At 44.8% G+C, this 24,495-nt stretch carries 23 protein-coding genes; 14 read left to right on the top strand and 9 right to left on the bottom strand.

The window, feature by feature from the left end; translation table 11 throughout:
• Nucleotides 1–10 precede the first annotated feature (10 nt).
• The 3 genes from NG798_RS12745 to NG798_RS12735 all read right to left on the bottom strand — a co-directional run bounded on the left by NG798_RS12745 (nt 11) and on the right by NG798_RS12735 (nt 2,819).
• Nucleotides 11–706, bottom strand: a complete 696-nt coding sequence (locus NG798_RS12745; RefSeq protein ID WP_261223150.1) for a cyanoexosortase B system-associated protein — start codon at nt 704–706, stop codon at nt 11–13.
• A 69-nt stretch (nt 707–775) separates the two neighbouring features.
• The gene (crtB, locus tag NG798_RS12740; protein ID WP_261223146.1) at nt 776–1,672 is read right to left on the bottom strand and encodes a cyanoexosortase B; all 897 of its coding nucleotides are present in this window, start codon (nt 1,670–1,672) and stop codon (nt 776–778) included.
• 4 nt (nt 1,673–1,676) lie between these two features.
• A complete protein-coding gene (locus NG798_RS12735; RefSeq protein WP_261223144.1) occupies nt 1,677–2,819 on the bottom strand; it encodes a DegT/DnrJ/EryC1/StrS aminotransferase family protein in 1,143 nt (380 codons plus the stop codon).
• A gap of 311 nt (nt 2,820–3,130) precedes the next feature.
• Between NG798_RS12735 and NG798_RS12730 the strand changes: the two genes are divergently transcribed.
• Nucleotides 3,131–3,967 (top strand): dienelactone hydrolase family protein, encoded by an 837-nt coding sequence (locus NG798_RS12730; RefSeq protein ID WP_261223142.1) that lies wholly within the window; start codon nt 3,131–3,133, stop codon nt 3,965–3,967.
• Nucleotides 3,968–3,979: 12 nt separating this feature from the next.
• On the opposite strand, the gene NG798_RS12725 is transcribed toward NG798_RS12730, so the two are convergent.
• On the bottom strand, nt 3,980–4,240 hold the full coding sequence (locus NG798_RS12725) for a hypothetical protein (RefSeq protein ID WP_261223140.1): 261 nt from the start codon (nt 4,238–4,240) through the stop codon (nt 3,980–3,982).
• Nucleotides 4,241–4,429: 189 nt separating this feature from the next.
• Here NG798_RS12725 and NG798_RS12720 point away from each other — a divergent pair, with 189 nt between their 5' ends.
• A complete protein-coding gene (locus tag NG798_RS12720; protein ID WP_261223138.1) occupies nt 4,430–5,125 on the top strand; it encodes a Uma2 family endonuclease in 696 nt (231 codons plus the stop codon).
• Between the two features lie 63 nt (nt 5,126–5,188).
• On the opposite strand, the gene uvrB is transcribed toward NG798_RS12720, so the two are convergent.
• On the bottom strand, nt 5,189–7,186 hold the full coding sequence (gene uvrB / locus NG798_RS12715) for an excinuclease ABC subunit UvrB (RefSeq protein ID WP_261223136.1): 1,998 nt from the start codon (nt 7,184–7,186) through the stop codon (nt 5,189–5,191).
• Nucleotides 7,187–7,612: 426 nt separating this feature from the next.
• On the opposite strand from uvrB, the gene NG798_RS12710 reads away from it, so the two are divergent.
• The 5 genes from NG798_RS12710 to NG798_RS12690 all read left to right on the top strand — a co-directional run bounded on the left by NG798_RS12710 (nt 7,613) and on the right by NG798_RS12690 (nt 9,963).
• Entirely contained in the window at nt 7,613–7,807 is a 195-nt protein-coding gene (locus NG798_RS12710; protein WP_261223135.1) for a hypothetical protein, read from the top strand.
• 154 nt (nt 7,808–7,961) lie between these two features.
• A complete protein-coding gene (locus tag NG798_RS12705) occupies nt 7,962–8,150 on the top strand; it encodes a CsbD family protein (protein ID WP_261223134.1) in 189 nt (62 codons plus the stop codon).
• Between the two features lie 77 nt (nt 8,151–8,227).
• Nucleotides 8,228–8,674, top strand: coding sequence for a hypothetical protein (locus NG798_RS12700; RefSeq protein WP_261223132.1), 447 nt, complete (start codon nt 8,228–8,230; stop codon nt 8,672–8,674).
• A 73-nt stretch (nt 8,675–8,747) separates the two neighbouring features.
• A complete protein-coding gene (locus NG798_RS12695) occupies nt 8,748–9,260 on the top strand; it encodes a hypothetical protein (protein WP_261223129.1) in 513 nt (170 codons plus the stop codon).
• Between the two features lie 280 nt (nt 9,261–9,540).
• The gene (locus NG798_RS12690) at nt 9,541–9,963 is read left to right on the top strand and encodes a hypothetical protein (RefSeq protein WP_261223127.1); all 423 of its coding nucleotides are present in this window, start codon (nt 9,541–9,543) and stop codon (nt 9,961–9,963) included.
• Between the two features lie 63 nt (nt 9,964–10,026).
• Here the strand turns inward: NG798_RS12690 and urtA are convergent, their stop codons facing one another.
• Nucleotides 10,027–12,822 carry an urea ABC transporter substrate-binding protein gene (urtA, locus tag NG798_RS12685; RefSeq protein ID WP_261223124.1) on the bottom strand — a complete coding sequence of 932 codons (2,796 nt, stop codon included), beginning with the start codon at nt 12,820–12,822 and terminating at the stop codon, nt 10,027–10,029.
• Between the two features lie 376 nt (nt 12,823–13,198).
• Here urtA and NG798_RS12680 point away from each other — a divergent pair, with 376 nt between their 5' ends.
• Nucleotides 13,199–14,227, top strand: coding sequence for a site-specific DNA-methyltransferase (locus tag NG798_RS12680; RefSeq protein WP_261223122.1), 1,029 nt, complete (start codon nt 13,199–13,201; stop codon nt 14,225–14,227).
• Between the two features lie 88 nt (nt 14,228–14,315).
• On the top strand, nt 14,316–15,140 hold the full coding sequence (locus NG798_RS12675) for a DsbA family protein (RefSeq protein ID WP_261223120.1): 825 nt from the start codon (nt 14,316–14,318) through the stop codon (nt 15,138–15,140).
• Nucleotides 15,141–15,183: 43 nt separating this feature from the next.
• On the opposite strand, the gene rpe is transcribed toward NG798_RS12675, so the two are convergent.
• Nucleotides 15,184–15,888, bottom strand: a complete 705-nt coding sequence (gene rpe / locus NG798_RS12670) for a ribulose-phosphate 3-epimerase (protein ID WP_261223118.1) — start codon at nt 15,886–15,888, stop codon at nt 15,184–15,186.
• Nucleotides 15,889–15,987: 99 nt separating this feature from the next.
• Between rpe and NG798_RS12665 the strand changes: the two genes are divergently transcribed.
• The 4 genes from NG798_RS12665 to NG798_RS12650 all read left to right on the top strand — a co-directional run bounded on the left by NG798_RS12665 (nt 15,988) and on the right by NG798_RS12650 (nt 21,068).
• Nucleotides 15,988–17,619, top strand: a complete 1,632-nt coding sequence (locus NG798_RS12665) for a S8 family serine peptidase (RefSeq protein ID WP_261223116.1) — start codon at nt 15,988–15,990, stop codon at nt 17,617–17,619.
• Nucleotides 17,620–17,726: 107 nt separating this feature from the next.
• Nucleotides 17,727–18,083: a hypothetical protein gene (locus NG798_RS12660; protein WP_261223115.1), complete on the top strand. Its 357-nt coding sequence runs from the start codon at nt 17,727–17,729 to the stop codon at nt 18,081–18,083.
• Between the two features lie 110 nt (nt 18,084–18,193).
• Nucleotides 18,194–19,612 (top strand): LCP family protein, encoded by a 1,419-nt coding sequence (locus tag NG798_RS12655; RefSeq protein WP_375338960.1) that lies wholly within the window; start codon nt 18,194–18,196, stop codon nt 19,610–19,612.
• Between the two features lie 244 nt (nt 19,613–19,856).
• Entirely contained in the window at nt 19,857–21,068 is a 1,212-nt protein-coding gene (locus tag NG798_RS12650; protein WP_261223114.1) for a transposase, read from the top strand.
• Nucleotides 21,069–21,079: 11 nt separating this feature from the next.
• Here the strand turns inward: NG798_RS12650 and NG798_RS12645 are convergent, their stop codons facing one another.
• Entirely contained in the window at nt 21,080–21,787 is a 708-nt protein-coding gene (locus NG798_RS12645) for a COP23 domain-containing protein (protein ID WP_261223113.1), read from the bottom strand.
• Nucleotides 21,788–22,474: 687 nt separating this feature from the next.
• Nucleotides 22,475–23,371, bottom strand: a complete 897-nt coding sequence (locus tag NG798_RS12640) for an alpha/beta fold hydrolase (protein WP_261223257.1) — start codon at nt 23,369–23,371, stop codon at nt 22,475–22,477.
• 180 nt (nt 23,372–23,551) lie between these two features.
• Here NG798_RS12640 and speB point away from each other — a divergent pair, with 180 nt between their 5' ends.
• Nucleotides 23,552–24,466 carry an agmatinase gene (gene speB / locus NG798_RS12635; RefSeq protein WP_261223111.1) on the top strand — a complete coding sequence of 305 codons (915 nt, stop codon included), beginning with the start codon at nt 23,552–23,554 and terminating at the stop codon, nt 24,464–24,466.
• The last annotated feature ends 29 nt before the right edge of the window (nt 24,467–24,495 follow it).

The following is a 24,495-nucleotide window of genomic DNA, read 5'->3' as shown; positions in this document are numbered from 1 at the left end:
TTATGATCTCCTATTCTGCCAAGGGGCCGGTCATTAAAGCAGTTTGAACATTTTTAGCCAAAGATTCGGCCACCGGCCTGATTTTGGAGATATCTCCTAATGGTTCGATAAAAATTTGGATGCTAACTGCAACCCAGGGAACACGCCGGTTAGAGAGTTGGGCTTTACGATCTGCCCAAAACCATGCTTGGGGTGATGGGTTTCCGCCGGTGGGGAAGGCGTACCAAGAGACTACTGCCCAGGTTTGCCGGTCACTCCAGGCCCGAAAAAAATTTGCTTCTACTGTGGCTGTTTGGGATGTATTAGAAGGGGGATTTTGTGGGGTGGTTGCTGTAAATTTAATTTGGGTTTGTGAGTCCATGTTCCACCGCTGTAAACCGCTGATATCTGTCCATTCAACTTGTGGTTGATCTGTAGATTCTGATTGGGGTAATAATAAGATTAAGGCTTTGGTTTTAGTATCGTTTTGGATGTCTTGTAAAATCCAATGCAAACCGCCGATGTTTAAGGGTTGTTTATCGAGGGTTTGCCAGTTTTCTACTGTGAGGCCGGTTGTGCGTAGATGTCTGAGTTGTTCAATATTTGCAACTGCTGGGGGCTTTTGCCATCGCCAATATCCGCTAAAATACCCTGGAATTGCCCCCACTACTATTACCCCTAATAAAAATAGGAATAAAATTATTTTAGAAAGGCTTTCATTTTTCATGGGTGGTTTGTCTAGGGCAGGCAGAGGGACACTGCCCGTAAGCTAATTTGTCATGTGTGCAATTAGTATTTACCCATCTTCGGTTTCTGGTTCAAAGGTAAAGACTTCTTTGAGTTTTTCCAGGCCGTTGAGGATGACTATTAATAAAACTAGCATAATTGCCGAGTATAAATCTCCGCCCCATCCGTCATGTAGCCAGTTAAAAAGTTGGTTGGCGCCGGTGCCGTGAAATAAGGTGAGTAAGGTGTTGCGAATAATGTTTGCAATGGTACTCATTAGTACGGTAAGGGTTAAAAATGTGATGGTTGTGGCGCGGGATGTCCAGGTGCCGTACCAATTAATTAGCATTAAACTGACATAAAGGCTGGTAAATAACATTTTTAAACCGGCACAGTGAGGGGCGACTTCTACAATTTTGTCACCAACAAAAATGTTAATGTTTTGAACGGTAACGTCCATACCTAATTGAATGAGGAAAAATCCCGCACATCCAGCAATAAAACTTTGCAGAGGTAAGGTGTAAGGGGCAATAAGATAAGGTAGTTCGTTGGGGGTGGCTAAAAATGTGAGAAGGAGGGGAAAGCCTTGTTGTTTTAAACCGGCAATTCCTTTAAACCATAAACTCATGCCGGTTAAAATAATTGGAAAGGATAAATTGACAAGATCGGGTAGTCCGCTGAGATACATAACTCCTGCAAGTCCAAGCAAAAAACCACCGAGGGGATGAGTTTGGTTGGGGAGTTTTTGCCAGTTGTGCCGGTCGAGCCAACTAATATAGGCGGCGAAAGGTAAGCCGATGAGTCCGTGACTGAAATATTCGTGTTCAAGGCTGATTTTAATCATTTTTAGCCAGCCTTGGTACCAGTGAATCAGCACGGGTGCATACAAAATGCTTAGCAGACTTAGGATGCTGCCAAAAAGGAGGTATGGCTGGATATTGTCAGTAATTTTGCGTTCAATTTGCATGATTTTATAGTTTATTTTGATGGCACAAAACAAGTTCTATACTGTTGATGACTTGCTGAATTTGGGAGGGGGTTAAACCCGGATACATAGGCAAGGAAAGTATTTCTTGAGAGAGGGTTTCAGCGGCGGGAAAATCGCCTTTTTGATAGCCTAAGTTTTGATAGGCGGGTTGGAGGTGGCAAGGTAGGGGATAATGGATGCCGGTTTGGATGCCAATTTCGGCAAGTTGTTGTTGAAAAAAATTGCGATCTAAGGGGTGGGGGATACGAATAACATAGAGGTGATAAACATGGCCGGTGGCTGTTTTGTTTTGGAGAGGGATGATAGGTTTATTGTGCAATAAATTCTCATAGTTTTGGGCTGCTGTGTTTCGTTGTTGGTTCCATTTCCGAAGGTGTGGAAGTTTGACGTTTAAGACGGCGGCTTGGAGGGTGTCGAGGCGGCTATTTGTGCCGGTGTCGGTGTGGAGATATTTTTGGGGGGCGCCGTAGTTGCGGAGGGAACGGAGATTTTTGGCAATGTCGGGATCGGGGGTGACTACCATTCCGCCGTCACCAAAACCGCCGAGGTTTTTGCTGGGATAAAAGCTGAAGGCGCTGGCTTTACCGATGCTGCCGGCGCGGTAGCCTTCGGATAAAGCGAGGTGGGCTTGGGCTGCGTCTTCAAAGATGAAGAGGTTATGGGTGCCGGCGAAGTCGAGGAGTTGTTTTGGCGAGACCATTTGGCCGTATAAATGCACCGGCAAGATTGCTTTTGTTTTGGGGGAAATTGCTTTTTCGGCTGCTTCCAGGTCAATTAAGGCTGTTTCTACGTCACAATCAACGAGGATAGGAACTGCACCGGCCCGCAAAACTCCGATCACGGTGGCGATAAAAGTGTTGGCGGGAACCAAGATTTCATCACCGCTACGAATTCCACAGGCTTGTAATCCAAGGGCAATAGCATCAGTACCACAAGCAACGCCGATGCCATATTTGACACCACAGGCGCCGGCAAAAGCATTTTCAAATTCTGTCAGGGCTTCTCCTAAGACAAAATCGCCGCGTTGAATTACGGTTTGGATTGCTTGTTCGAGTTGAGTTTGGATCGGTTGGTGTTGGTGGCTAAAGTCAACGAACGGTATTTTATTTATGGTATTTGGCGTCATTTTTTTAATAAAAGCCTCTCTTTCTGTTATGCCTAATTTGCCAAGAGTTGAGGCGCTAAAATTATGAAGAGTCTGTAAAGATTTTTTTAATCAACAGTCATCCCTCATCCCAAATCCAATTTCAAACAGATAACCTATCCGCGTTCATCTGCGTACGCACGAAGTGCAGGCTACGCCTAACATCTGCGGTTAAAAAATAAAACCTCTCCCACAAATCCAAAAAACCCCACTCTGAAAATTAAATCTGGTATGATTGGTTAAAAAACAGCAGATTCCTGATAGCGTTGTATTACTTTTTGGAGCAAAGATTTATGGCTGATTTAACACGCCGGCAGTTTTTTGTAATGTCTGCACTTGCGGTTGGTTTTGCGGTGGCGGCGGGCCCAATTTCAGCCCAAACAATTAAGACGGATAGTGAGGGTTTAATTGCCGGTGAGGTAAAAATTCCGGTAGAGGATGGAGAAATACCGGCTTATCGTGCAATGCCGGCATCTGGTAATAGTTTTCCGGTAGTTTTGGTGGTGCAAGAAATTTTTGGGGTGCATGAACATATTCAGGATGTTTGTCGCCGGTTTGCTAAGTTAGGATATTTAGCAATTGCGCCAGAAATGTTTGCTCGTCAGGGTGATGTTTCGGGGATGACGAATGTTCAAGAGATTGTTTCTAAGGTAGTTTCTAAGGTTCCTGATGCTCAGGTTATGTCTGATTTGGATGCGACAATTGCTTGGGCAGAAAAGTCTAGTAAGGGGGATGGTAATAAGGTTGGAATTACGGGGTTTTGTTGGGGAGGAAGGGTTGTTTGGATGTATGCGGCGCATAATCCTAAAATTAAGGCGGGGGTGGCTTGGTATGGCCGGTTGATGTCTGATTCGACGGCTTTAACGCCTAAGCATCCGATTGATGTTGCGCCGTATTTGAAGGTGCCGGTTTTGGGTTTGTATGGGGGTAAGGATGATTTAATTCCTAATGAGGCGGTAGAGAAAATGCGGGGTATTTTGAAGGCTGGGGAGAGTGGTTCTGAGATTATTTTATACCCGGATGCTCCGCATGGTTTTTATGCTGATTACCGGCCTACTTATCGCAAGGAGCCGGCGGAGGATGGGTGGCGCCGGTTGTTAGCTTGGTTTAAGGAGTATGGGGTGAGTTAGTATTTCGATTTTTTATTGATGTGATGAGGTTGGCAGGTATTTATAGGCTTTTGCTTTTGCTAACCTCATCAAATGTTCAATTTGCATATAGTTGTCTAATTCTTTCTTTTCGTCTTGAGTGAGGCTGTTGATTTTTTCTAGCTCAATTAGGTGTATTACCCGCTGTTTTACGGTATCAGAAGCTTGAAAGTTAATTAGGCTTTGGGGAGTGGTGCCGGTGGCTATAAATTCGATTAATTCTTCATAGGCTTTTGTTAGAGGGGTAGTTGTCATAGCGATAAGATAATAGGGTTATAAAAATGATAGGAGATTTTTGCAAAAAGTGGCCGGTGGGTGAAAAGGCTAGTGTTGTATGGGTTGGGTTTCACTTCGTTCTACCCAACCTACAAAAACCGGCCTATTTGTTAAAATCATCCTAACCCACCGGCCTCTCAATTCCAACTTTAAAAAGGTAATTTATTTATGATCAAACAACTCGAAAGCACAAAAAAACCGGCCATCATCTACCCCGACAGCGACGGCGAACCCATGTCAGATAATACCAAACAATTCCGCTGGATTGTCACCATCAAAGAAAACCTCGAATTATTATACGCAAATAACCCCGATGTTTTTGTAGCCGGTGACTTACTATGGTATCCCGTAGAAGGCGATAACAAACGACGCCAAGCACCCGATACTATGGTTGTTTTCAACCGGCCAAAAGGCGACCGAGGTTCCTATAAACAATGGGAAGAAAACAACATCCCCCCGCAAGTTGTATTTGAAATATTATCCCCCGGAAACCGGCTCAAAAAAATGGCTTTGAAATTCAAATTTTACGAAACTTACGGCGTAGAAGAATATTACATCTACGATCCAGATGATAATGAATTCATTGGCTATTTGCGTTCAGGACAACATTTAGAAATCATCGAAGAAATTAATGGATGGGTGAGTCCCCGTTTAAATATCCGCTTTGAACTTCCAGACGATACCCTAGAAATTTACCGGCCAGATGGACAAAAGTTTTTATCTTTTGTGGAAATTGGACAACTTCGAGAACAAGAACGTCAAGAAAAAGAAAATGCTTTATCTGAACTCGAACAACAACGCCGGCGCAATGAACTCTTAGAAGCAAAATTGCGAGAATTTGGAATAGATCCCAAACAATTGTAAATCGTAGGTTGGGTTGAGCAAAGCGAAACCCAACTCAACTCAACCCAACCCAACCCAAACTAACTAATTCCCCAACATCTTATCTCGCAGATGCTTAATCTGATCTCGGTACTTCGCCGCCTGCTCAAATTCCAACTTTTTCGCCGCCTCCTTCATCTGCGCTTCCAACTGCGTAATTAACTCTGGTATTTGTTCCAAAGATAAATCATCCGCCTGCTCATAAGCCACCTCCAACTGCTGAGAATTCAACCGTCTTGAGACATCCAAAAACGCCAAAATTGCATTCCCCGACTTTTTCTTAATCGGCTGCGGCGTAATATTGTGCATCCGATTATACGCCATCTGAATACCCCTGCGGCGATCCGTTTCTTCCATCGCCTTAATCATACTTTTCGTCAAATTATCCCCATACAAAATCGCTTGTCCGCGCACATGACGCGCCGCTCGTCCGATGGTTTGAATAAGCGAACGTTCTGCACGCAAAAAACCCTCCTTATCTGCATCTAAAATCGCCACCAGGGAAACTTCCGGTAAGTCTAAACCTTCCCGTAATAAGTTCACCCCAACTAACACATCAAACTCACCTTCTTGCAACGCTTGAATAATCTCAATGCGCTCAATTGATTTGATTTCTGAATGCAAATAGCGGACACGGATAGCTCGCTCTTGCAAATATTCTGTCAAATCTTCTGCCATCCGTTTTGTTAAAGTTGTCACAAGTACCCGTTCTTGTTTAACAACTCGTTCTTTAATTTCCCCTAACAAATCATCAATTTGCCCCTCCGTTGGACGGACAAAAATCTCTGGATCAAGCACGCCGGTGGGTCGAATAATTTGCTCGGCTATTTTCCCTTCTGTTAACTGCATTTCCCAATCTCCAGGCGTTGCAGAAACGAAAATACATTGATTAACTTTATCCCAAAATTCATCAGACTTTAGGGGCCGGTTATCCGCCGCACTCGGTAAGCGAAAACCATGATCAATTAATACTTTTTTCCGCGCTTGGTCGCCATTATACATCCCGCGAATTTGGGGAACTGTAACGTGGGATTCATCCACCACTAATAGCCAATCTTTCGGGAAATAATCAATTAAACATTCCGGCGGTTCACCGGCCATTCTGCCTGCCAAATGCCGCGAATAATTTTCTACACCATTGCAATATCCCACCTCTTCCAACATCTCTAAATCATACCGACAGCGTTGTTCAAGGCGCTGGGCTTCAAGTAACTTACCTTCTTTATTCAACTCTTCCAGCCGTTCTTCTAATTCTTGCCGAATGGCGAGACAAGCGTCTTCGAGTTTATCTTCAGGCGTGACAAAGTGACGTGCTGGATAAACATTTAAGCCTTCTAAACTTTGTAAAATACTACCTGTTACCGGATCTACATAGCGGATCGCTTCAATTTCATCGCCAAAAAATTCAACGCGAATAATACGGTCTTCATAGGCCGGCCCAATTTCCAAAACATCACCCCGGACGCGGAATTTGCCTCGACCTAATTCTGTATCATTGCGGCTATATTGAACCGTCGCTAAATCCCGCAATAATTCGCGCTGATTGACTTCTTTTCCGACTCGTAAAGGAATCGAAGCTTTGAAATATTCCGCCGGCATCCCTAAACCGTAAATACAGCTAATCGAAGCCACCACAATCACATCTTGACGTTCAAATAATGAGCGCGTTGCTGAGTGACGCAACATATCAATTTCCTCATTAATTGAGGCTGTTTTTTCGATGTAAGTATCCGTAACAGGAATATAAGCTTCCGGTTGGTAATAGTCGTAATAACTGATGAAATATTCTACAGCATTCTCAGGAAAAAATTGCCTTAACTCATTACACAATTGGGCGGCGAGGGTTTTATTGTGGGCGAGAACAAGCGTAGGTTTACCGATTTTTTCAATGACTGAAGCTATAGAAAATGTTTTGCCGGTGCCGGTTGCGCCCAACAAGGTTTGATGGGGATAACCGGCCTGTATTCCTTTTACCAATTGGGCGATAGCTTGTGGTTGGTCGCCGGTGGGAACAAAAGGCGCTTGCAAATGAAATTCTGCCATGAGCAATTTATGCAGTTACTTCCAAATTTATATTTTAACACCGGCCTCTCTGGGGAGTGCTGATTTACTAACAATCAAGCAAACGTTTCTGGCCGGTTTGTTTATCTTACTTACTTAATTTTAGCATTTTTTGCCAAAAATCACTAAACCCACCCTTTGATAGGCGTAAAAACCCCCTTTTTTTGGCGGGTTAATCCCACCTTTAGCCAATAAATACTTTCATTAAAATATTCCTTTATCCGGCTCCTCAGCACTTTTACTCATTCAGCTTTGCTTGCGATCTTCATATTAAAGCCGTGATCCCCAACTAGATAACAAACATTTCACCCGCTCTCGCCCTCGAATTATACCCCCAGGTAGAGGACGGCTAAAAAAAACACTCTTAACTTAAATAATATAGAACTACCGAAACGGCAAAGGAGCAAAATGAGCCTAGAAAAAGAGGGAAGAACCACCCGCAGCGACCCACAAGCCAAAATTCAGCAAAAAATGGGAGAAAATAGCAGCCAACCTTCGGAAAAAACCGAAACACGCGCTGCAAACATTGAATCCCAAACCCTACACAGCGGGGACGAACTTAAAGAAGAGAACGACCGCAAAATTCAACAGCCTCAACGCTGATTTATAACAATTTCATGCGCTGTAATCAAAACAAAAAACTTCCAAAAATAGACAACAAAAAAGAATTGATCACCCTTGAGATAGAGAACAAAACAAAACCAAAAACGCTAAATTAAAAGAAGAGAAAACCAAAACACAAACAAGGAGAAAAATTATGAGTTTAGAAGAAAGAGCCAAAGCCACAGCCAAAAATATTGAAGGCAAAGCCCAAGAAGCAATGGGTAACGTCACCGGCGACGCAGGCGATCAAGCCGAAGGCAAAATGAAACAAGGCGAAGCCACTGTTCGCCACAGCGTTGAAGATGCCAAAGATAGTGTTAAAAACACCATCGACCGCGCTTAATTTTTAGGGAAAAAGGGTGCATCAAGAATGCACCCCTCCCAACCCCATTTAAAACTTCACTTTGGCGAGAATAAAAAATGAGTTTATTTCAGCAGCTTCGTCAAGTTTTAACCAGCCTTCTTTTGGTATTAGTTTTAACGGTAGTAACCGCTTGTGGCAACGTAAATACCGCCTCAGCACCGGCCAGCAACCCCGCCAACAACACCGGCACAACTTGGAGTTACGCCCAATTAGAACGCGGAAACAGCGCCTCTGGGCAACAATTCGGGCAATGGGTAGTACAAACCGCCAAAGGCTTAGTTCAAGACGCCTATGTGCGAGATAACAACAAATTAGGCGTAGTCATTTCATCGCAAGTCCGCCCCAACGAAGTCAAAGATTTAGCCAAATCTTTAACCCAAGGCTTTCACAAAAACTTCCCAGATCAAGACTTAACAGTTTTGATTTACGCCCCAGATAAAAAATTGATTTTAACCACAAAATACGACTCTCAATCCAAACAAATTGAGTATCAAGCAGCGTAATTTGTCATTTGTCATTTGTCAAAATTAGGGGCAAACCCCCAGTGGTTACCCATGTAATCTAAGGAGAAAAAAAATGAGTTCAAGCGACCAATATAAACGCCAAATTATGAATGATTTGGCCGGCGGAAACAAAGAAATAATGAGCGATACACCCGGCGGAGACTATCAAGATTTTGATGACTTTGCCCAACGCACCACACCCGCTCAACGCAAACAACTATTCGGGCATTCTCTACAACACGAAAGCATCCCCCCATCGCAACTCGAACCCGAATTGCAAAAAGCAATCTCTCAAATTGAACCCAATCAACGAGATGATGTAGCAAGAGAATTTTTCAAAGAATTTAAAAAACGTGGTTTAAACGACCGGCAACTCGAACAACAACTTGCCCTTTCTACCCATCATCCTAGCAAAATGAGCGCCGATGATGTAACCAAATTAGCATCATTTGCCTATCACAATCATCCCGATATTTTCCAAGAAGTGCTCGCAAATAAACCAGATTTGATGAAGTTTTTAGGTAATCCCCTAGTCGCGGCGATAGTTGGAGTCGTTGCAGCAAAATGGTTAAATAACCGCCGCTAGGTTGAACAAGTGGTGTTCCTGGGTGTCGAGGGCAATCAAAAAAGATTAGCCCTTTTTTTTGTTTGTAGAAATAAGCCACTCTCAACCCAAACATCAGCTTTCACAATCTCACCGCTTTTTTTGTGTCAAGCAAACTACATAAGAATTTACAAAATTTTCCAAGTGCCCTGCCTTTTGTGGAAGCTGCTTAAGAATCAGGTACATTTATGATATAATACAACACACCAGCCAAACAGAATTTTCCCCAAAAACATCACTTGGAAAATCAAACAGACCTACCATGAAAAAAAAGAATACAACTGAAGTAACAGATTCTACCTCCACCCCGGATACCGAAGAAGTAAAAGCAAGCGCCCTTGCAAAAAAAGATAGAAAAACTGAAAACATAGCCCTTTATCAAGCTGAACCCCTACCCGGAAACCGGCCCATTGGTGCCGCTAACTTTGAAGTCAGCCACATGGTATCAATCGCCGGCAACCGCCCCATCGGTGTTAGCAACATCGAAGTATTAGACACCGTTTCTATCATGGGCAACCGGCCAATTGCTTCCAGCCAATTACAAATTCACGAAATGATGACATATTCTGGCAATCGCCCGATCACCAGCAGCAACCTCGATATTTATGACTTTCTAATGGCAGGGCGCCCCATAGCTTCCAACGACATCGACGATCCCGACACCTTAATGGGTTACTTAGATTAAACCCCAACTTTTAAAACCCAAATTTTAAAACCCGGTTCCTTAAAAAAGCCGGGTTTTTATCGCCTAATTATCCATATTTTTCAACGCAATTTCACTTAAAATTTCCGCAAAACTTTTGTAATCAACCGGCTTACTCAAACATTCCGCCGCCCCCAAAGCCATACCTTGCGCCTTATCCTCAACAAAACTCACCAAAACCACCGGAATCTCTGCTAAATGCGGATCAGCTTTCAAAGCAGAAAGCACCTCCCACCCATTCATACGCGGCATCATCACATCCAAAGTAATCGCATCCGGCTGCCATTGCCTAGCCAATTCTAAACCCGCCTCCCCACTCGAAGAAACAGCCACCTGAAACCCCTGCTTACTCAAATAACGCCCCATCAAATCACGCGCCGCCGCATCATCATCTATCACCAAAATTCTCCCAGGCGATGGCAGAGAATCCAAAAACGTATCACTTGGATTAACCTCTGCTAAACTTGTAGCCCCTGACACCGGCACAACAACAGGCAGAATCATTGTAAACGTTGAACCCCCCCCAAACTCACTTTCAACTTTAATTTCACCCCCCATCATTGTGCAGAATTTCCGCGTAATTGCTAACCCTAAACCCGTCCCTCCATACTTACGGCTAAAAGAATCATCCGCCTGACAAAAAGGCTCAAATAACTTACCCATTTGAGCCGTTGTCATCCCAATCCCCGTATCACTAACCCGAAAACAAATTGCTTTTTTTCCAGCCAACCGGCCCACTTTCAACATAATTTTACCTTGGTGGGTAAACTTAGCCGCATTACTCAGCAAATTTAACAAACATTGCCGAACCTTCGTAATATCCGCCTCAATTTCCCCCAAATTTTCCTCACAGAAAACCACCAAAGAATTGCCCCGCTTATCGACCAAAGGTTGAACAGTCATCACAACCTCATCCACCAAAGTCAAAACATCAAACTTCTCTACACAAAGCAACATTCGACCGGCTTCTATCTTAGAAATATCTAAAATATCTCCTATCAAATCCAACAAATGCCGGCCCGCAGAATTAATATTTTTTAAATCCTGAATAACCCCCTCCTCCCCCAACTCCTGCACATCTTCTTCCAGCATTTCACTATAGCCAATAATCGCATTCAAAGGCGTGCGTAACTCGTGACTCATATTCGCCAAAAACGTACTTTTTGCCCGATTTGCCGCCTCCGCCGCCTCCTTTGCCATCTCCAACTCCAGAGAACGTTCTTCAAGTTGGCGCGAACGAACTTCTACACCCAAAAGCAAACTACTTACCTGTTGCGCCATCGTATTTAAAGTTGCCGAAAGCACCCCAATTTCATCCCCCGAAACCACCGCACCTCGCGCCGATAAATCCCCACTTGCCAACACTTGCGCCGTCTTAGTTAGCGAAGCCAAATTGCGCGTAATTCTCGACACCACCACCCATCCCACAGCACACATCACCAAACTCAAAATCAACCCCACCACTAACACAAACTCACTGCGATTTACCCCTTCTAAACCCTCTTGTGCCAACAGCAAAGCCTGACCCTGGCTTGTCTCAACAATCCTCATCAATTGCGCCTTGTGTTCAGAAACCGCAATCCACCCCACCCAAACCGCCATCCAATTAATAGCAACCAAAGCCAAAAACAAACTAAAAAGAGATACCCTAATTCCCCAATTTCTCTCCCTTTGCACCAATCCCGCAGCCCAAGGATAACCTTTTAAAAACGGATCGGGACACACCGGCACCCCGGAATCCCAAATAGTATCAACCAACCCATCTTTCCTAACTTTTCCAATTCTTACTGTTTTCCAAAGATGCTGAGTTTTGGCATCAACTTTTACCCTTCCTTGCGGTGCAGCAAATTCCATATTTTGCAACGCCGTCCTCACTTTTTTTACTTCAAAACTCGACGCTTTTTCTACTGCTTGTTTCCACAAATAAACGCCTATATAAGCCGCCTCAATGGGGTCATCTGTAATGCGATCTTCTCCATATTTTTCTTTAAAAGCCTTGACAAAATTTTGATTTTGTGGAGTATCCACCGTTTGAAAATAATTCCACACCAAGAAATGACCACACATATTTTCTGGGCCAATGGCGCACATTTCCGCCTCCGCCACACTCACCGACATCACCGGCAGACTTTCTGCGGAAATTCCCCCCTCTTGTAATGCCTTAAAAAACGCCACATTACTATCACCATTCAAACTATTAATAATTGCATTTGGTTGAGTTGCTTCTATATGAGCAAAAATTTGACTAAAATCTTTTCCCCCCAAAGGAATATAATCTTCCCCCACCAACTCACCCCCCAGCGCCGCCAATTGTGCCTTAATAATTTGATTAGCTGTGCGCGGAAAAATATAATCCGAACCAATTAAAAAAAAACGCCGCTTTCCCTTAGCTAATAAATACTCAACCGCCGGAATAATTTGTTGATTTGGCGCCGCGCCGGTGTACACAATATTAGGAGATTGCTCTAAACCTTCATACTGAACCGGATAAAACAACAACCCATTCAAAGACTCAAAAACCGGCAAAACTGCCTTCCGAGAAGCCGAAGTCCAACACCCAAAAACCACCGCTACTTTATCTTCTTCCAGCAGTTTTCTTGCCTTCACAGAAAACGTTTGTAAATCGCTTGCCCCATCCTCAATAATAGCCTGAATAGGCCGGCCCAAAACACCCCCAGCCCCATTAATTTCATCCACCGCCAAAAGCACAGCATCCTTAACAGAAACCTCACTAATAGACATTGTGCCAGTCAGAGAATGCAATACACCAATTTTCACTGGAGAAACGCTATTTTTAGAAGTTGCATCGTTAGACGAGAGCAAAAGGCTGCGCGGAAGCATAGGATCTTTGATTCGTTATAACTGGTACAGTGTAAAATTGCAGAAACTCAGGTTGTCCCCAAAAAATTGAACAACCCACCCCAAAAATGAAACCCTACCACAGCCAAAAATAAAGCCGGGGCCGGTGTTTCCCAAGGCCACATTAACTTACACCCACAACTGGTATAGCACAGCTTAAGTCAAAAAACAGACCTTTAACCCCCAAAATCATTACCCCGCCTAAAAAGCAAATCATACTTCCAAACCCTCAACCACCAGTACAATATTAACCATCAACCTCCTTAAAAGTCCATCTTTGCTTCCCAAAAACCTGTTTTTTGCCAAAATTAATTTCCTCCCAACAAAAATAAAAACTGTCCTTTTTCCCCAGCCAAAAATGTCGGATTCAGTCATCACTAACAAGCTATTCTATGGAGACAACAAGCAAATATTGCGCCAATATATTCCCAATCAAAGCATCGATCTATGTTACATAGATCCACCCTTTCATTCCAAGCGCGACTACTATCAAATCACCACAGAAGACGGCATATTATTAAAAACAAAAGCTTTTACAGATACTTGGAAATGGAACAACCAAGCCACCGAAGACTATAACCAAATACTCGACAACTCCACCCAAATTTTCACCCAACAAACCCTAGATATCATCCGGGCTTTTTCCCAAATTATCGGAAAAAATAGCTTATTAGCATACATAGTTAACCTCACCCTCAGACTCGGAGAAATTCACCGAATTCTCAAACCCACCGGCAGCCTTTATCTACACTGCAACCCAAGCGCCAGCCACTATCTAAAAATCATCCTAGACACAATATTTTGCCCCCAAGGAGGAGAATTTCAAAACGAAATTATCTGGTGTTACACCTTGGGAGGAAAAAGCAAACGCCGGTTTGCCAAAAAACACGACACCATCTTTTTTTACACCAAAAATACCCGCCAATACACCTTTAACCCAGAAGCCGCAACCATCCCCAGAAAACCAAACTCTCACATGAAACAAAAAACCGACGAAACCGGCAGAAAATACCAAGAAAAAACCGACACCAAAACCCAAAAAACCTATCAATATTACCTAGACACAGGAAAAATAGCAGAAGACTACTGGACAGACATAGAAACCCTAAACAGAAAAGACAAACAACGCCAAGGCTACCCAACCCAAAAACCTCAAGCCCTCCTCGAAAGAATCATCAAAGTTAGCAGCAACCCAGGCGATATAATTTTAGATGCCTATTGTGGAGCCGGTACCACCCTTGTCGCCGCCCAAAAACTCAACCGCCACTGGATAGGAATCGACAACACCACCCAAAGCCTCACCTTAACTTTGCAACGATTAACCGAAACCTTTGGCCCCCAAATTCTCACCCAAATAGAAATTTCAAACCTCCCTCAAAACCCCTGATTAAAAGCCCCAAAAGCCTCAAAAAACCCATTTCATTCTCAAACAGTTAAAATAAAAAAATCATCGAAAAAACTACCCATAAAAACCCATGAACAAAGCCTACAAACCCTTAATTCTCCTCTTAACCCTCCTAGCCCTAACCAGTTGCACCGGCAACAAACCCACCCCTCAAACCACCCCAACCGAAAGCCAACTCAAAGAACAAGTCCTACAAATCATTAGAGAAAACCCACAAGTGCTCATTGAATCTGTCCAAACCTACCAACAAGAACAAGACAGAAAACTTCAAGAATCACGGCAAACATTTTTGCAACAAATGACAACAAACCCCGCCGCCGTCATCGCAGACTCTCCCATCACCGGCTCCCCCGACAAAAAAATCGTCCTCGTAGAATTTTCCGACTTTCAATGCCCCGTCTGCGCCCAAGCTCAAAAAAACGTAAAACAATTCATCGAAAAAAATAAAAACAAAGTCACCCTCACCTATAAACACCTACCCCTACCCCAACACGAACAAGCAATACCCGCAGCAAAAGCCTCTTGGGCAGCAGCACAACAAGGAAAATTCTGGGAATACCACGACGCCCTATTTACCCAACAACAAAAACTTGGAGAACCCCTCTATTTAGAAATCGCCAAAAAACTCAAACTAGACGAAAACCGCTTTAACCAAGACCGGCAAAGCGCCGCCGCCGAAGCCGCCATTCAAAAAGACCTACAACTCGCCCAAAGCCTGGGAATCACCGGCACCCCATTTTTCAACCTAAACGGAGAACCGCTGATCGGAGCCGTTTCAGTTGCCGAACTCGAAAAAGCCCTTGCCAAAGTCACCGGCACAGCCCAAACCCCAAAACCACAAACACCGGCACCCGAAGAAGAAGTGCCGGTGGAAGAACCCCTCCCAGTAGAGTAAGTCGATACTCTGCCCACCACCTTCAAGCTGGGCAGAGTTCAGCCTAAACTGCTGCTAACTGGGGTTCAGGGCGCTTGCTGTTGCGAATACCCTCAATAGCCGCCGCATAATCAGGGGCATTAAACACCGCCGAACCGGCCACAATCGCATTAGCGCCAGCTTCCAAAACCTGCCAAGTATTATTACCCTTCAAACCGCCATCAACCTCAATCCAGGGGTCTAAACCGCGCTCATCACACATTTGACGCAGCTTACGAATTTTTGGCAACACCCCTGGAATAAAACTTTGGCCGCCAAAACCAGGGTTAACACTCATAATCAAAATCAAATCGCACAATTCCAGCACATAATCAATCAACTCAAGCGGAGTCGAAGGATTCAACACCACCCCAGCCTGCTTGCCACACTCCTTAATCTGGCCAAGGGTGCGATGTAAATGCGGAGAAGCATTATGTTCAGCATGAACCGAAATAATATCAGCCCCAGCCTTAGCAAAATCCTCCACATACTTTTCTGGTTCCACAATCATCAAGTGAACATCCAGAGGCTTTTTCGTCACCGGACGAATTGCCTGCACAATCAGCGGGCCGATAGTAATATTGGGCACGAACCGGCCATCCATGACATCAACGTGAATCCAATCAGCCCCAGCCTCGTCAACGGCCCGAATTTCCTCACCCAGACGGCTAAAATCGGCTGATAAGATGGATGGAGCGATAACAATCTGTTTTTGTGATTTCGTAGTCATGGTTGGCCCTGTCTCCTGCTTCCTGTTTGCTGCGAACAGTTAACAATATGTTTATAGTTCACAAAATTTTACCATTAACATAGAATCCTTAATCTCCCAATGGACAAGCTTTATCCAAAAAACATAAATAAAATCCTCAAAATCCTAACCCCACTGACTTTCACCGCACTGATACTGCCCGCCACCGCCAGCAACACCTCAACCGGCCCGGCTGGAATTGATGCCGAAAAACTCCACCAACCCCCCTATAACCTTTTAGGAAGAAAAATCGCCATCGGGCAAGTAGAAATAGGCCGGCCCGCCCTTTTCGGCATTGATAAAAAAATCCCCCCCACACACGGAGTCACAGTTTCGGCAGTATTTCAAGGCAACAAACCGGCCACCTCCAACATTCAACTAGACGGCCACGCCCAAAACGTCGCCGGTGTAATGATCTCCAACGCCAAAACCATCAAAGGCGTTGCCCCCGCCGCCCGCCTGTATTCCACCGCCGCCGTAAACAGCCGTTCCCCCGACCGTCAATCCCTCGAATGCCTTGCCAGCCAACACATCGCCCTCCAAAACAGCGACGACGTGCGAGCCATTAACTTCAGCTTTGGCGAACCCCTCGAACTTGACCCCAGACCCAACGCCCGACTCGATGGCAACGCCCCACTAACCCAATGTATCGACTGGTCTGCCAGAGTCCACAACGTCCTCTACGTCATCGCCGGCAACCAAGGCAAAGGCGGTATCCCCATCCCCACCGACAATTACAACGGCGTAAATGTAGGCTTATCTAGTCTTTATCAAGGCATATTTTCCAAAGTAGATGTCGCCAACATCCCCAGCAGTTTCCCCGACTATGCTCAAAGACTAAGCGGTTTAGAAGCAAACGTCAGCCCCCGCCGCTCAATTAGCTTACTGGCTCCGGGCCGAGACATTCCCCTCCTTAATATTGACGGCTCCACAACTCGCAACACCGGCACCAGTTTTGCCGCCCCCCACGTCACCGCTACCGTTGCCCTGTTGCAAGAATTTGGGGATAAACAACTACGCACAAAACAACCAAACTGGAGCCTAGCAAGTCGTCAGCATGAAGTAATGAAAGCAGTTTTACTTAATTCTACTGACAAGCTCAAAGATAACGGTGATGGGTTACATCTCGGCATGAGTCGCACCGTCATCGACAAAGAAAACCGCGACTGGTTAGCCTCTGATAGCTATCAAGACTCCTCGATTCCCCTACATTCCCAAATGGGAACCGGCCACCTCAATGCTTTTCGCGCTTACGAGCAATTCAGTGCCGGTCAATGGAAACCGGCCCGCCCCGTTCCAGCAAAAGGATGGGATTATAATACAATAAGTGCATCTTTGTCAACTTCTGAAACTTCCCCAACTCCCAATTACCAAGACTATGTAATCGAAAAACCCCTAACAGTCGGTAGTTTTGTGGCCATTACCCTTGCTTGGGACAGACTCGTAGAGTTGGAAGATAGGAACAATAACAATTTGTATGACTCACCAGAGGTGTTTAAAGACCGGGGATTAAATAATTTGGACTTATACTTGATGCCGGTTGAAGAAAACGACCCTGCCAGAAAGATAACCGCTTCTCAAAGTCAAGTAGACAGCGTGGAGCATATATTTTTCCAGGTTCCGAAAGCAGGCCGGTATAAAATTCGAGTCCAGTTCTCTCAACAAGTCAACGAACCCACTCAACCCTACGCCCTCGCCTGGTGGACTGGGTAAATGAGGCAAGCAGGCAAGCCAGCAAGCAGGCAAGATGCCTGCTCCACTGTGGGGTAGGCAATATGATCTGCCATCCCCCCATCCCCCTAACAAATGACAAATGACAAATGACAAACAACAAATTTGACAACAGCGACCCTAAGCACTTAAACCTATACTTGTATCTGGTTCCCGTCCTTGGCTTTTTTCCTGCCGTCTGGACGCTTTACCAGCGCAAAGGCAACCCTCAAGAACGCGCCGTTAGCCGGCTGGCTTGTACTTTGGCCTTTGTGTGGCTCAGTTCCTACCTGCTGCTGGAAACAAGCGCTAAATCTGCGGAATTTATGACACTTCCCCTGTTAATAATGAGTAGTGTCGTAACTTCTAGCTATTTTGTCATCAGTGTTGCTCTCATGTATCGTGTGTGGAAACGGCAGCCGATTTGGTTGCCTGGGTTTAGTGACTTGAGCGACCGGCTTCCCTAAAAATAGAGGATGTATCGTGAAAAGCACTTAATTTTTCCTTGTTCGGTGTTTTCTTTTCACATTTCAATGTTTTGTCTGGCCCCTTTTTTTGTGTGTGTGAGGTTTCCTTTGTGTCTGCTCAAAATATCCCCAATCAACCGTCTAGTCCGCAACCTTCCCTACCCATTAACCGCAACAAGAGCAAAAGCACAACTCGCGGACATTGGATGTGGCTGGGTTTAGGTTTAACCGGCGTGGCGATGCTTTCAGCTACCGCCGGTGCTTTATTGGCGGTGTCGCTTTCGAGTACACCGCTTATGCAAAGTAGGCTTAGCCCTGAAGAAGCAGCCGTATTTGGATCTGGGGAACGCATTTCTACTTCTATGAGTATGCGGATGCCAGAGTTAACTCGTCCGGTAAATATTTTACTGCTTGGCACAAAAGTCCTCACCAGCGATTTAGAAAAAAATCCTCAGCCAAATGTGGGATATCAAGCTTTGGTCAATTCTTTAGACGGTTTAGCAGATACAATGCTGCTGGTGAGATTTAATCCTGAAACAAAAAAATTGGCTGTACTTTCGATTCCCAGAGATACGCGGACTTTGGTGGAAGGGGTAGGAGTGACGAAAATTAATGAAGCAAATTATTATGGGGGGCCGGCTTTAAGCGCTAAAGCTATCGGCGAACTTATGGGAGGTGTTGCAGTTGACCGTTATGTGCGGGTTAATGTGCAAGCGGTAGAGAAATTAGTGGATGCTTTGGGAGGTGTGGAAATTCACGTTCTCAAAGATATGAAATACAAGGATGATTCGCAACATTTGTATATTGATCTCAAGGCCGGTAAGCAAAGATTAAATGGTAATCAAGCGTTACAGTTTTTGCGTTTTAGATATGATGAATTGGGAGATATTGGCAGAATTCAGCGCCAACAAATTCTGATGAGAGCTTTGATGGAGCAAACGTTAAATCCAGCAACAATAGTACGTTTGCCTAAAATTGTTTCGGTGATTCAAGAACATATAGATACAAATTTAACGATAGAAGAGTTGGTGGCTTTGGTTGGTTTTGCTTCGGAACTTCAGCGCTCTAATGTGCAAATGTTAATGTTACCAGGCGAGTTTAGTGATCCGAAACAATATCAGGCGAGTTATTGGTTGCCCGATTTTAATGGAATTGATGCGATTAAATCCCAACATTTTGAAACCGGCACAGATAATGAGTCTTATAAAGTTATTGAGCCGCGAACTATGAGGGTGGCAATTCAAGATAGTACGAATTCGGAAACGGCGGTGAATGACTTGGTGAATAGTTTACAAACTTCTGGTTATCGGAATGTAGTAATCGCCAAACCTTGGAATGAACCGTTGAAGGTGACTCGAATTGTGGCACAGTCTGGGAATATGGAAGCTGCAAATGCTGTGCGAGATTCGCTTGGTTTTGGGGAGGTACGGGTAGAAAGTACGGGGGCTTTGCGAACGGATGTCACGATTCAAGTTGGGGAAGATTGGTTAGAACAGCAAAACCAAAATAAGCCGGCGGGTACTTGGTAAAGGTCAATTGTCATTTGTCATTTGTGAAAAGGCAAAAGTAGAGGCCGGTTTATTGAGGTTTTCTCTGGGATGCTTAAACCTCGGTACTAGCGAACGCCATAACCGCCCCTACTTTTGACCAATGACCAATGACCAATGACAATTGACCAATGACAATTGACCATGAGAAATGGGATACAAGCCCCGTCCTTCCAGGACGGCTATAGGATGCTAGAATATTTGGCGTAGAAGTTTTCCACGTCAAATGATAGTTTTAGAGTTCAAGGCACAAGGGAAAGCAACTCAATATACAGCCATTGATGAAGCGATTCAAACCGCTCAATTTGTCCGCAACAAGTGTATCCGGTATTGGATGGATAACCGAGGGGTGGGACAGAAAGAACTGTATCGCTACAACACGGCGTTAAGGGCTGAATATGCCTTTGTGAAAGACTTGAACTCTCATGCTTGCCAAACATCTGTTGAGAGAGCCTACTCTGCTATTGCTCGGTTTTACGACAACTGCAAGAAAGCTATGGCGGGAAAGAAAGGGTATCCAAAATTCAAAAAGAATTACCGTTCAGTCGAGTACAAGACGAGCGGATGGAAACTTTCTGAGACAAGAAAACAGATAACTTTTACCGACAAAAAAGAAATTGGTAAACTCAAACTCAAGGGAACGTGGGATTTAAACTTCTACCAGTTAGACCAGATAAAACGAGTCAGGTTAATCCGTCGTGCTGACGGGTATTATGTCCAATTCCTAATTAGTGCAGACACTAAAGTTGAAACACAACCCACAGGCAAAACTATTGGATTAGATGTAGGACTTAAAGAGTTCTACACCGATAGTAATGGACATAGTGAACCATCACCTTGGTTTTATCGAATTGGCGAGAAACGGATGAAATTCCGTCAACGCCGTGTTTCCCGCAAAAAGAAAGGCTCTGCCAATCGCAAGAAAGCCATTAATCGACTAGGACGAGTACACCTCAAAATAAGTAGGCAACGTGAAGAACACGCTAAGAGACTGGCGCGTTGCGTAGTCCAATCTAACGATTTGGTCGCCTATGAAGACTTGAGGATTAAGAATCTGGTCAAGAATCACTGTCTCGCTAAGTCGATTAATGATGCGGGTTGGTATCAGTTCAGAAAATGGTTGGAGTATTTCGGAAGGAAGTTTGGCAAAATCACTGTAGCAGTGAATCCTGCTTATACTTCTCAGGAATGCTCTAGCTGTGGTGCCGTCGTCAAGAAATCTCTATCCGTGAGAACCCATGTCTGTGAATGTGGATTCGTTTTAGATAGAGATTGGAATGCAGCTATCAATATTCTGAAATTAGCCTTGAGTACGGTAGGGCATACCGGAACTTGGGTTTTAGACCCGAACGCTTCAGGAGATTTAACCTCTACTTTGATTGGAGCAGTCCTGTCAGGGCAAGTTGAGTCTTTGAGTGAAGAATCCCCGCGCCTTTAGGCAGGGGAGTGTCAATATCTCAACCGGCTGCCTGTACCACCATCAGCAGGGGACAGGAAGGGACGTAAATTGATGCTATTTGGTGAGTATTGTGAGCGGTTTCGGGCCGGTCTTCCTCCCATTGTGGAGGCGGGGTCAACGCCTAAAATATCTCGCAAAATTTGATTGTTTGCGCCGCCATCTATAAACGTATTGACGGCATCGGTTTGTTGACCGCTATCCGCAACGGTTAAATTTTCAAAGACGCGATCACGGGTGATTTTAGGATCTTGACCCGGTGGCACAGTAAAGACAATCCGACAAGCAGAGTTTGCTTGAGTGGTGACACACACAATGTCGTAGTTATTGACTTTGCTGGTGCTGAGTTCTTCTAAACCATCGGGCCGGTAGCTTTCCAGACGGCGGCTGATTTCGTTACACCGGCGTTCGGGTGTCCAACCACCGCCTAAAGCACTAGGTGTAGCCCAGGCATTACCTTGATTACTTTGGCTATCGGGATAATACATTACAGTGTATTGTCCGTTAACCATCTCACAAGCGAATTTTTGACCCTCTGCTCTTTGCGTAGACTCGTCGCTTGCTTGGGGGTCTTCGTTGGGCGGAATTCTTATATTTGAGCGGTTGGGGTTATTGGGTGTGAGTTGGGCTACTGCGGGGGCTGCAAATAGGAGACTAACTCCCAAGGATAAGGCGATTTGTCTAAGTGTTTTTTGTGACATGAGCAAAATCCTCTAAGGCTTTGTTTATCAAGGAATACCAAATTCTGATGCACTCTCAGGCGACTCGCTACCCTCTTCTGTGTTAGCACGAACTCCGGGGGGCGGACATCTGGAGGGGGTTGAGGGTTGGTCTGATTTTAAGGACGAAATTTGATCAAAAAAGATTCTGGTGCCGGTGGTTGGGGAGAGGGGCGGGGTCTTTGGTTCCAGAAAGTTAATTTGGCTTTTTTTAGTTGGATTTAAGTTTTGATGTAATTTATGGAGGCTTTTAATCAGCAATTTTCAGAAAATTTGGTTGTTTTAAGTTGTTTTTGAGTTAATTTCTGTTGTGTTTTTAACAGGGAGGGGAGCCGTTGTTTGCTTGTAGAGGTTTGGTTGCTAGTTAAGTAAGTCAACTTAATTAAACTCAGGGTGTAATGTAGGTTGGGTAGAGGAACGAAACCCAACACTCTCAAGGCTTTGATGGGTTAGGCTACGCCAACTATCACGGTACGCTTACGCTCTACCCATCCTACAAATAATTAAGTGCTTCTACTTACTAATCATAGGGAGTTTTCACAACTTTTTTTTCTACAAGCATGGTTTGCATTTAACTAATTTCCCCCCAGAGTGGGGAAACGCTTTACTCGTTGAAAGATGCAAACGAAGCAACTTCAAAAAAACACCGGCCCCAAAAACCTCCCAAAACTAGACGCCAGACTTTTCTAAAATCCACTGCTGCAAAATAGGATTGACCAACTCCGGCGCCTCATCCTGCGGGCAATGTCCCACCCCCTCCAAGGGAATAAATTTTTCTACCTGGGGATACTTGACAAATTCTTTTCCTAGTGATATAGGTTCCCAAGGATCATCAGTTCCCCATAAAATAATCGCTCCGCAAGGTAAGATCGGCAGTAAATCTTCTGGTAACGGCCCTTGAGAGTAGGCAGTAAAGGCAACAAATACTTCGACTGCGCCTTGATCGCGTGCCGGTTCGAGGATCAATTCGATCAATTCATCCGTTACAGCATCAGCACGTCGGTATGCCTTCAACAAAATTTTCCGCACCGTTGCCGGCTTTGCAATTGAATTAAAAAATACTTGACTGACTGGCTTAAAAGCAAGCATTTTTTGTGCTACTCCAGCACCAAACCGGCGATACCAAGGCAAAGTAGCACGTTTACGCTCGTGCAGCAAACGCAGAGAACAATTCAGCAACGCCACCCCCCGCGCCAAATCAGGAAAATCGACCGCCGCCTGCATAACCGCCACACAACCGATAGAATTACCAACCAGAAAAGCAGAACCCCCGACAACCTCGCGGCAAAAATCGGCAATTTGCTGGGCCCAGGTTTCAAAAGTATAGGAAATTTCCACATTGGGGGCCGGTTTAGCCGAACCGCCAAACCCAATCAAATCAAGGGCAAAAACTCGACAAGTCTCAGCCAACACCGCTATATTTTTGCGCCAATGACCGCAAGAAGCCCCAAAACCGTGTATCAGCACCACCGCCGGCCCCGTTTCACCGGCAGCCTGATAACGAATCGGAAACCCCCGCCACATCCAGGTTAAAGGCTTTATAGACGCAGAAGTTAAAGAAGTCATAGCAGTTGTTGATGGTTGATCGTTTATCGTTCCTAATTCATTGTGCATTGGTTGATTGTTTCTTGACCTAGCAGCCGGCCAAAGACTTTTGATAAATCCGTGTTTGACAAATAAACTCAGACAGCGCCAGAATATGTCACGATTTAAAAGTGTTGCCTATTTTTTCTAATAATTGCAGATATGCCGGTGTTAACCCCTGTCGCTGAGATGCAGCCTTTCCTTGGTGCTGAAATTGAATGGAATTACCAAGATGCTCGCGTCGTGATCTTACCCATCCCCTACGAAGCCACCACAACCTACCGACGCGGCTGCCAAAACGGGCCGGCGGAACTGTTAAACGCTTCCGATCAACTTGAATGCTACGACGAAGAACTCGACCGCGAAATTTGCTACGAAGTTGGTATTTATACACACCAGGCGATAGCAGATACGCGAGATAACCGGCCGGTGAGTTCCTCAGAAATGCTAGAAGTCACCGAAAAAACAACTTACCAACTAATCAAAGATGGTAAATTTGTCATCGCTTTGGGAGGCGAACACAGCATTACTGCTGGAGTCGTAGAAGCCTATCGCAAAGCCTACGCCGATGAACCGTTTACCGTCATTCAAGTAGATGCACACGGCGATTTACGCCACGAATATCACGATTCAATTCACAATCATGCTTGTGTAATGCGGCGGATTGTTGATATGGGATTACCAACCCTGCAAATAGGCATTCGGGCAATTTGTAAAGAAGAAGCGGATTTGATCAAAGCCAAAAATTTAGCCGTATTTCGAGCACGAGAAATTGTCGCTCAACCCGACTGGATGGAAAAAGCCCTGGCAACTATCCAAACAAAAAAAGTGTTTTTTACCATCGATTTAGATGGTTTAGATCCGACATTAATTCCAGGTGTGGGCACTCCCGAACCAGGAGGATTAAACTGGTATTCGCTGACAACATTTATCCGGCGAGTTTTTGAGAAGCATGAAGTTATTGGGTGTGATGTAATGGAATTAGCCCCGCTGGTGGATTCGGTGGTATCAGAATTTACAGCCGCCAAACTCGTGTACAAAATTATTGGCTATAAAGCAACGGCTTGCGGCTGGTAAAATCCCCTAACCACGAAAAAACCTCACCG

The organism is Ancylothrix sp. D3o, assembly GCF_025370775.1.
Taxonomy (GTDB): domain Bacteria; phylum Cyanobacteriota; class Cyanobacteriia; order Cyanobacteriales; family Oscillatoriaceae; genus Ancylothrix.
Note: the sequence above shows the minus strand (reverse complement) of the source record. Positions and strands in the feature narration are given on the sequence as shown.

What these genes read in the sequence shown, in the direction of transcription:
- NG798_RS12745 (WP_261223150.1), bottom strand. Translation starts at nt 706, where the DNA reads ATGAAAAATGAAAGCCTTTCTAAAATAATTTTATTCCTATTTTTATTA.
- crtB (WP_261223146.1), bottom strand. Translation starts at nt 1,672, where the DNA reads ATGCAAATTGAACGCAAAATTACTGACAATATCCAGCCATACCTCCTT.
- NG798_RS12735 (WP_261223144.1), bottom strand. Translation starts at nt 2,819, where the DNA reads ATGACGCCAAATACCATAAATAAAATACCGTTCGTTGACTTTAGCCAC.
- NG798_RS12730 (WP_261223142.1), top strand. Translation starts at nt 3,131, where the DNA reads ATGGCTGATTTAACACGCCGGCAGTTTTTTGTAATGTCTGCACTTGCG.
- NG798_RS12725 (WP_261223140.1), bottom strand. Translation starts at nt 4,240, where the DNA reads ATGACAACTACCCCTCTAACAAAAGCCTATGAAGAATTAATCGAATTT.
- NG798_RS12720 (WP_261223138.1), top strand. Translation starts at nt 4,430, where the DNA reads ATGATCAAACAACTCGAAAGCACAAAAAAACCGGCCATCATCTACCCC.
- uvrB (WP_261223136.1), bottom strand. Translation starts at nt 7,186, where the DNA reads ATGGCAGAATTTCATTTGCAAGCGCCTTTTGTTCCCACCGGCGACCAA.
- NG798_RS12710 (WP_261223135.1), top strand. Translation starts at nt 7,613, where the DNA reads ATGAGCCTAGAAAAAGAGGGAAGAACCACCCGCAGCGACCCACAAGCC.
- NG798_RS12705 (WP_261223134.1), top strand. Translation starts at nt 7,962, where the DNA reads ATGAGTTTAGAAGAAAGAGCCAAAGCCACAGCCAAAAATATTGAAGGC.
- NG798_RS12700 (WP_261223132.1), top strand. Translation starts at nt 8,228, where the DNA reads ATGAGTTTATTTCAGCAGCTTCGTCAAGTTTTAACCAGCCTTCTTTTG.
- NG798_RS12695 (WP_261223129.1), top strand. Translation starts at nt 8,748, where the DNA reads ATGAGTTCAAGCGACCAATATAAACGCCAAATTATGAATGATTTGGCC.
- NG798_RS12690 (WP_261223127.1), top strand. Translation starts at nt 9,541, where the DNA reads ATGAAAAAAAAGAATACAACTGAAGTAACAGATTCTACCTCCACCCCG.
- urtA (WP_261223124.1), bottom strand. Translation starts at nt 12,822, where the DNA reads ATGCTTCCGCGCAGCCTTTTGCTCTCGTCTAACGATGCAACTTCTAAA.
- NG798_RS12680 (WP_261223122.1), top strand. Translation starts at nt 13,199, where the DNA reads ATGTCGGATTCAGTCATCACTAACAAGCTATTCTATGGAGACAACAAG.
- NG798_RS12675 (WP_261223120.1), top strand. Translation starts at nt 14,316, where the DNA reads ATGAACAAAGCCTACAAACCCTTAATTCTCCTCTTAACCCTCCTAGCC.
- rpe (WP_261223118.1), bottom strand. Translation starts at nt 15,888, where the DNA reads ATGACTACGAAATCACAAAAACAGATTGTTATCGCTCCATCCATCTTA.
- NG798_RS12665 (WP_261223116.1), top strand. Translation starts at nt 15,988, where the DNA reads ATGGACAAGCTTTATCCAAAAAACATAAATAAAATCCTCAAAATCCTA.
- NG798_RS12660 (WP_261223115.1), top strand. Translation starts at nt 17,727, where the DNA reads ATGACAAACAACAAATTTGACAACAGCGACCCTAAGCACTTAAACCTA.
- NG798_RS12650 (WP_261223114.1), top strand. Translation starts at nt 19,857, where the DNA reads ATGATAGTTTTAGAGTTCAAGGCACAAGGGAAAGCAACTCAATATACA.
- NG798_RS12645 (WP_261223113.1), bottom strand. Translation starts at nt 21,787, where the DNA reads ATGTCACAAAAAACACTTAGACAAATCGCCTTATCCTTGGGAGTTAGT.
- NG798_RS12640 (WP_261223257.1), bottom strand. Translation starts at nt 23,371, where the DNA reads ATGACTTCTTTAACTTCTGCGTCTATAAAGCCTTTAACCTGGATGTGG.
- speB (WP_261223111.1), top strand. Translation starts at nt 23,552, where the DNA reads ATGCCGGTGTTAACCCCTGTCGCTGAGATGCAGCCTTTCCTTGGTGCT.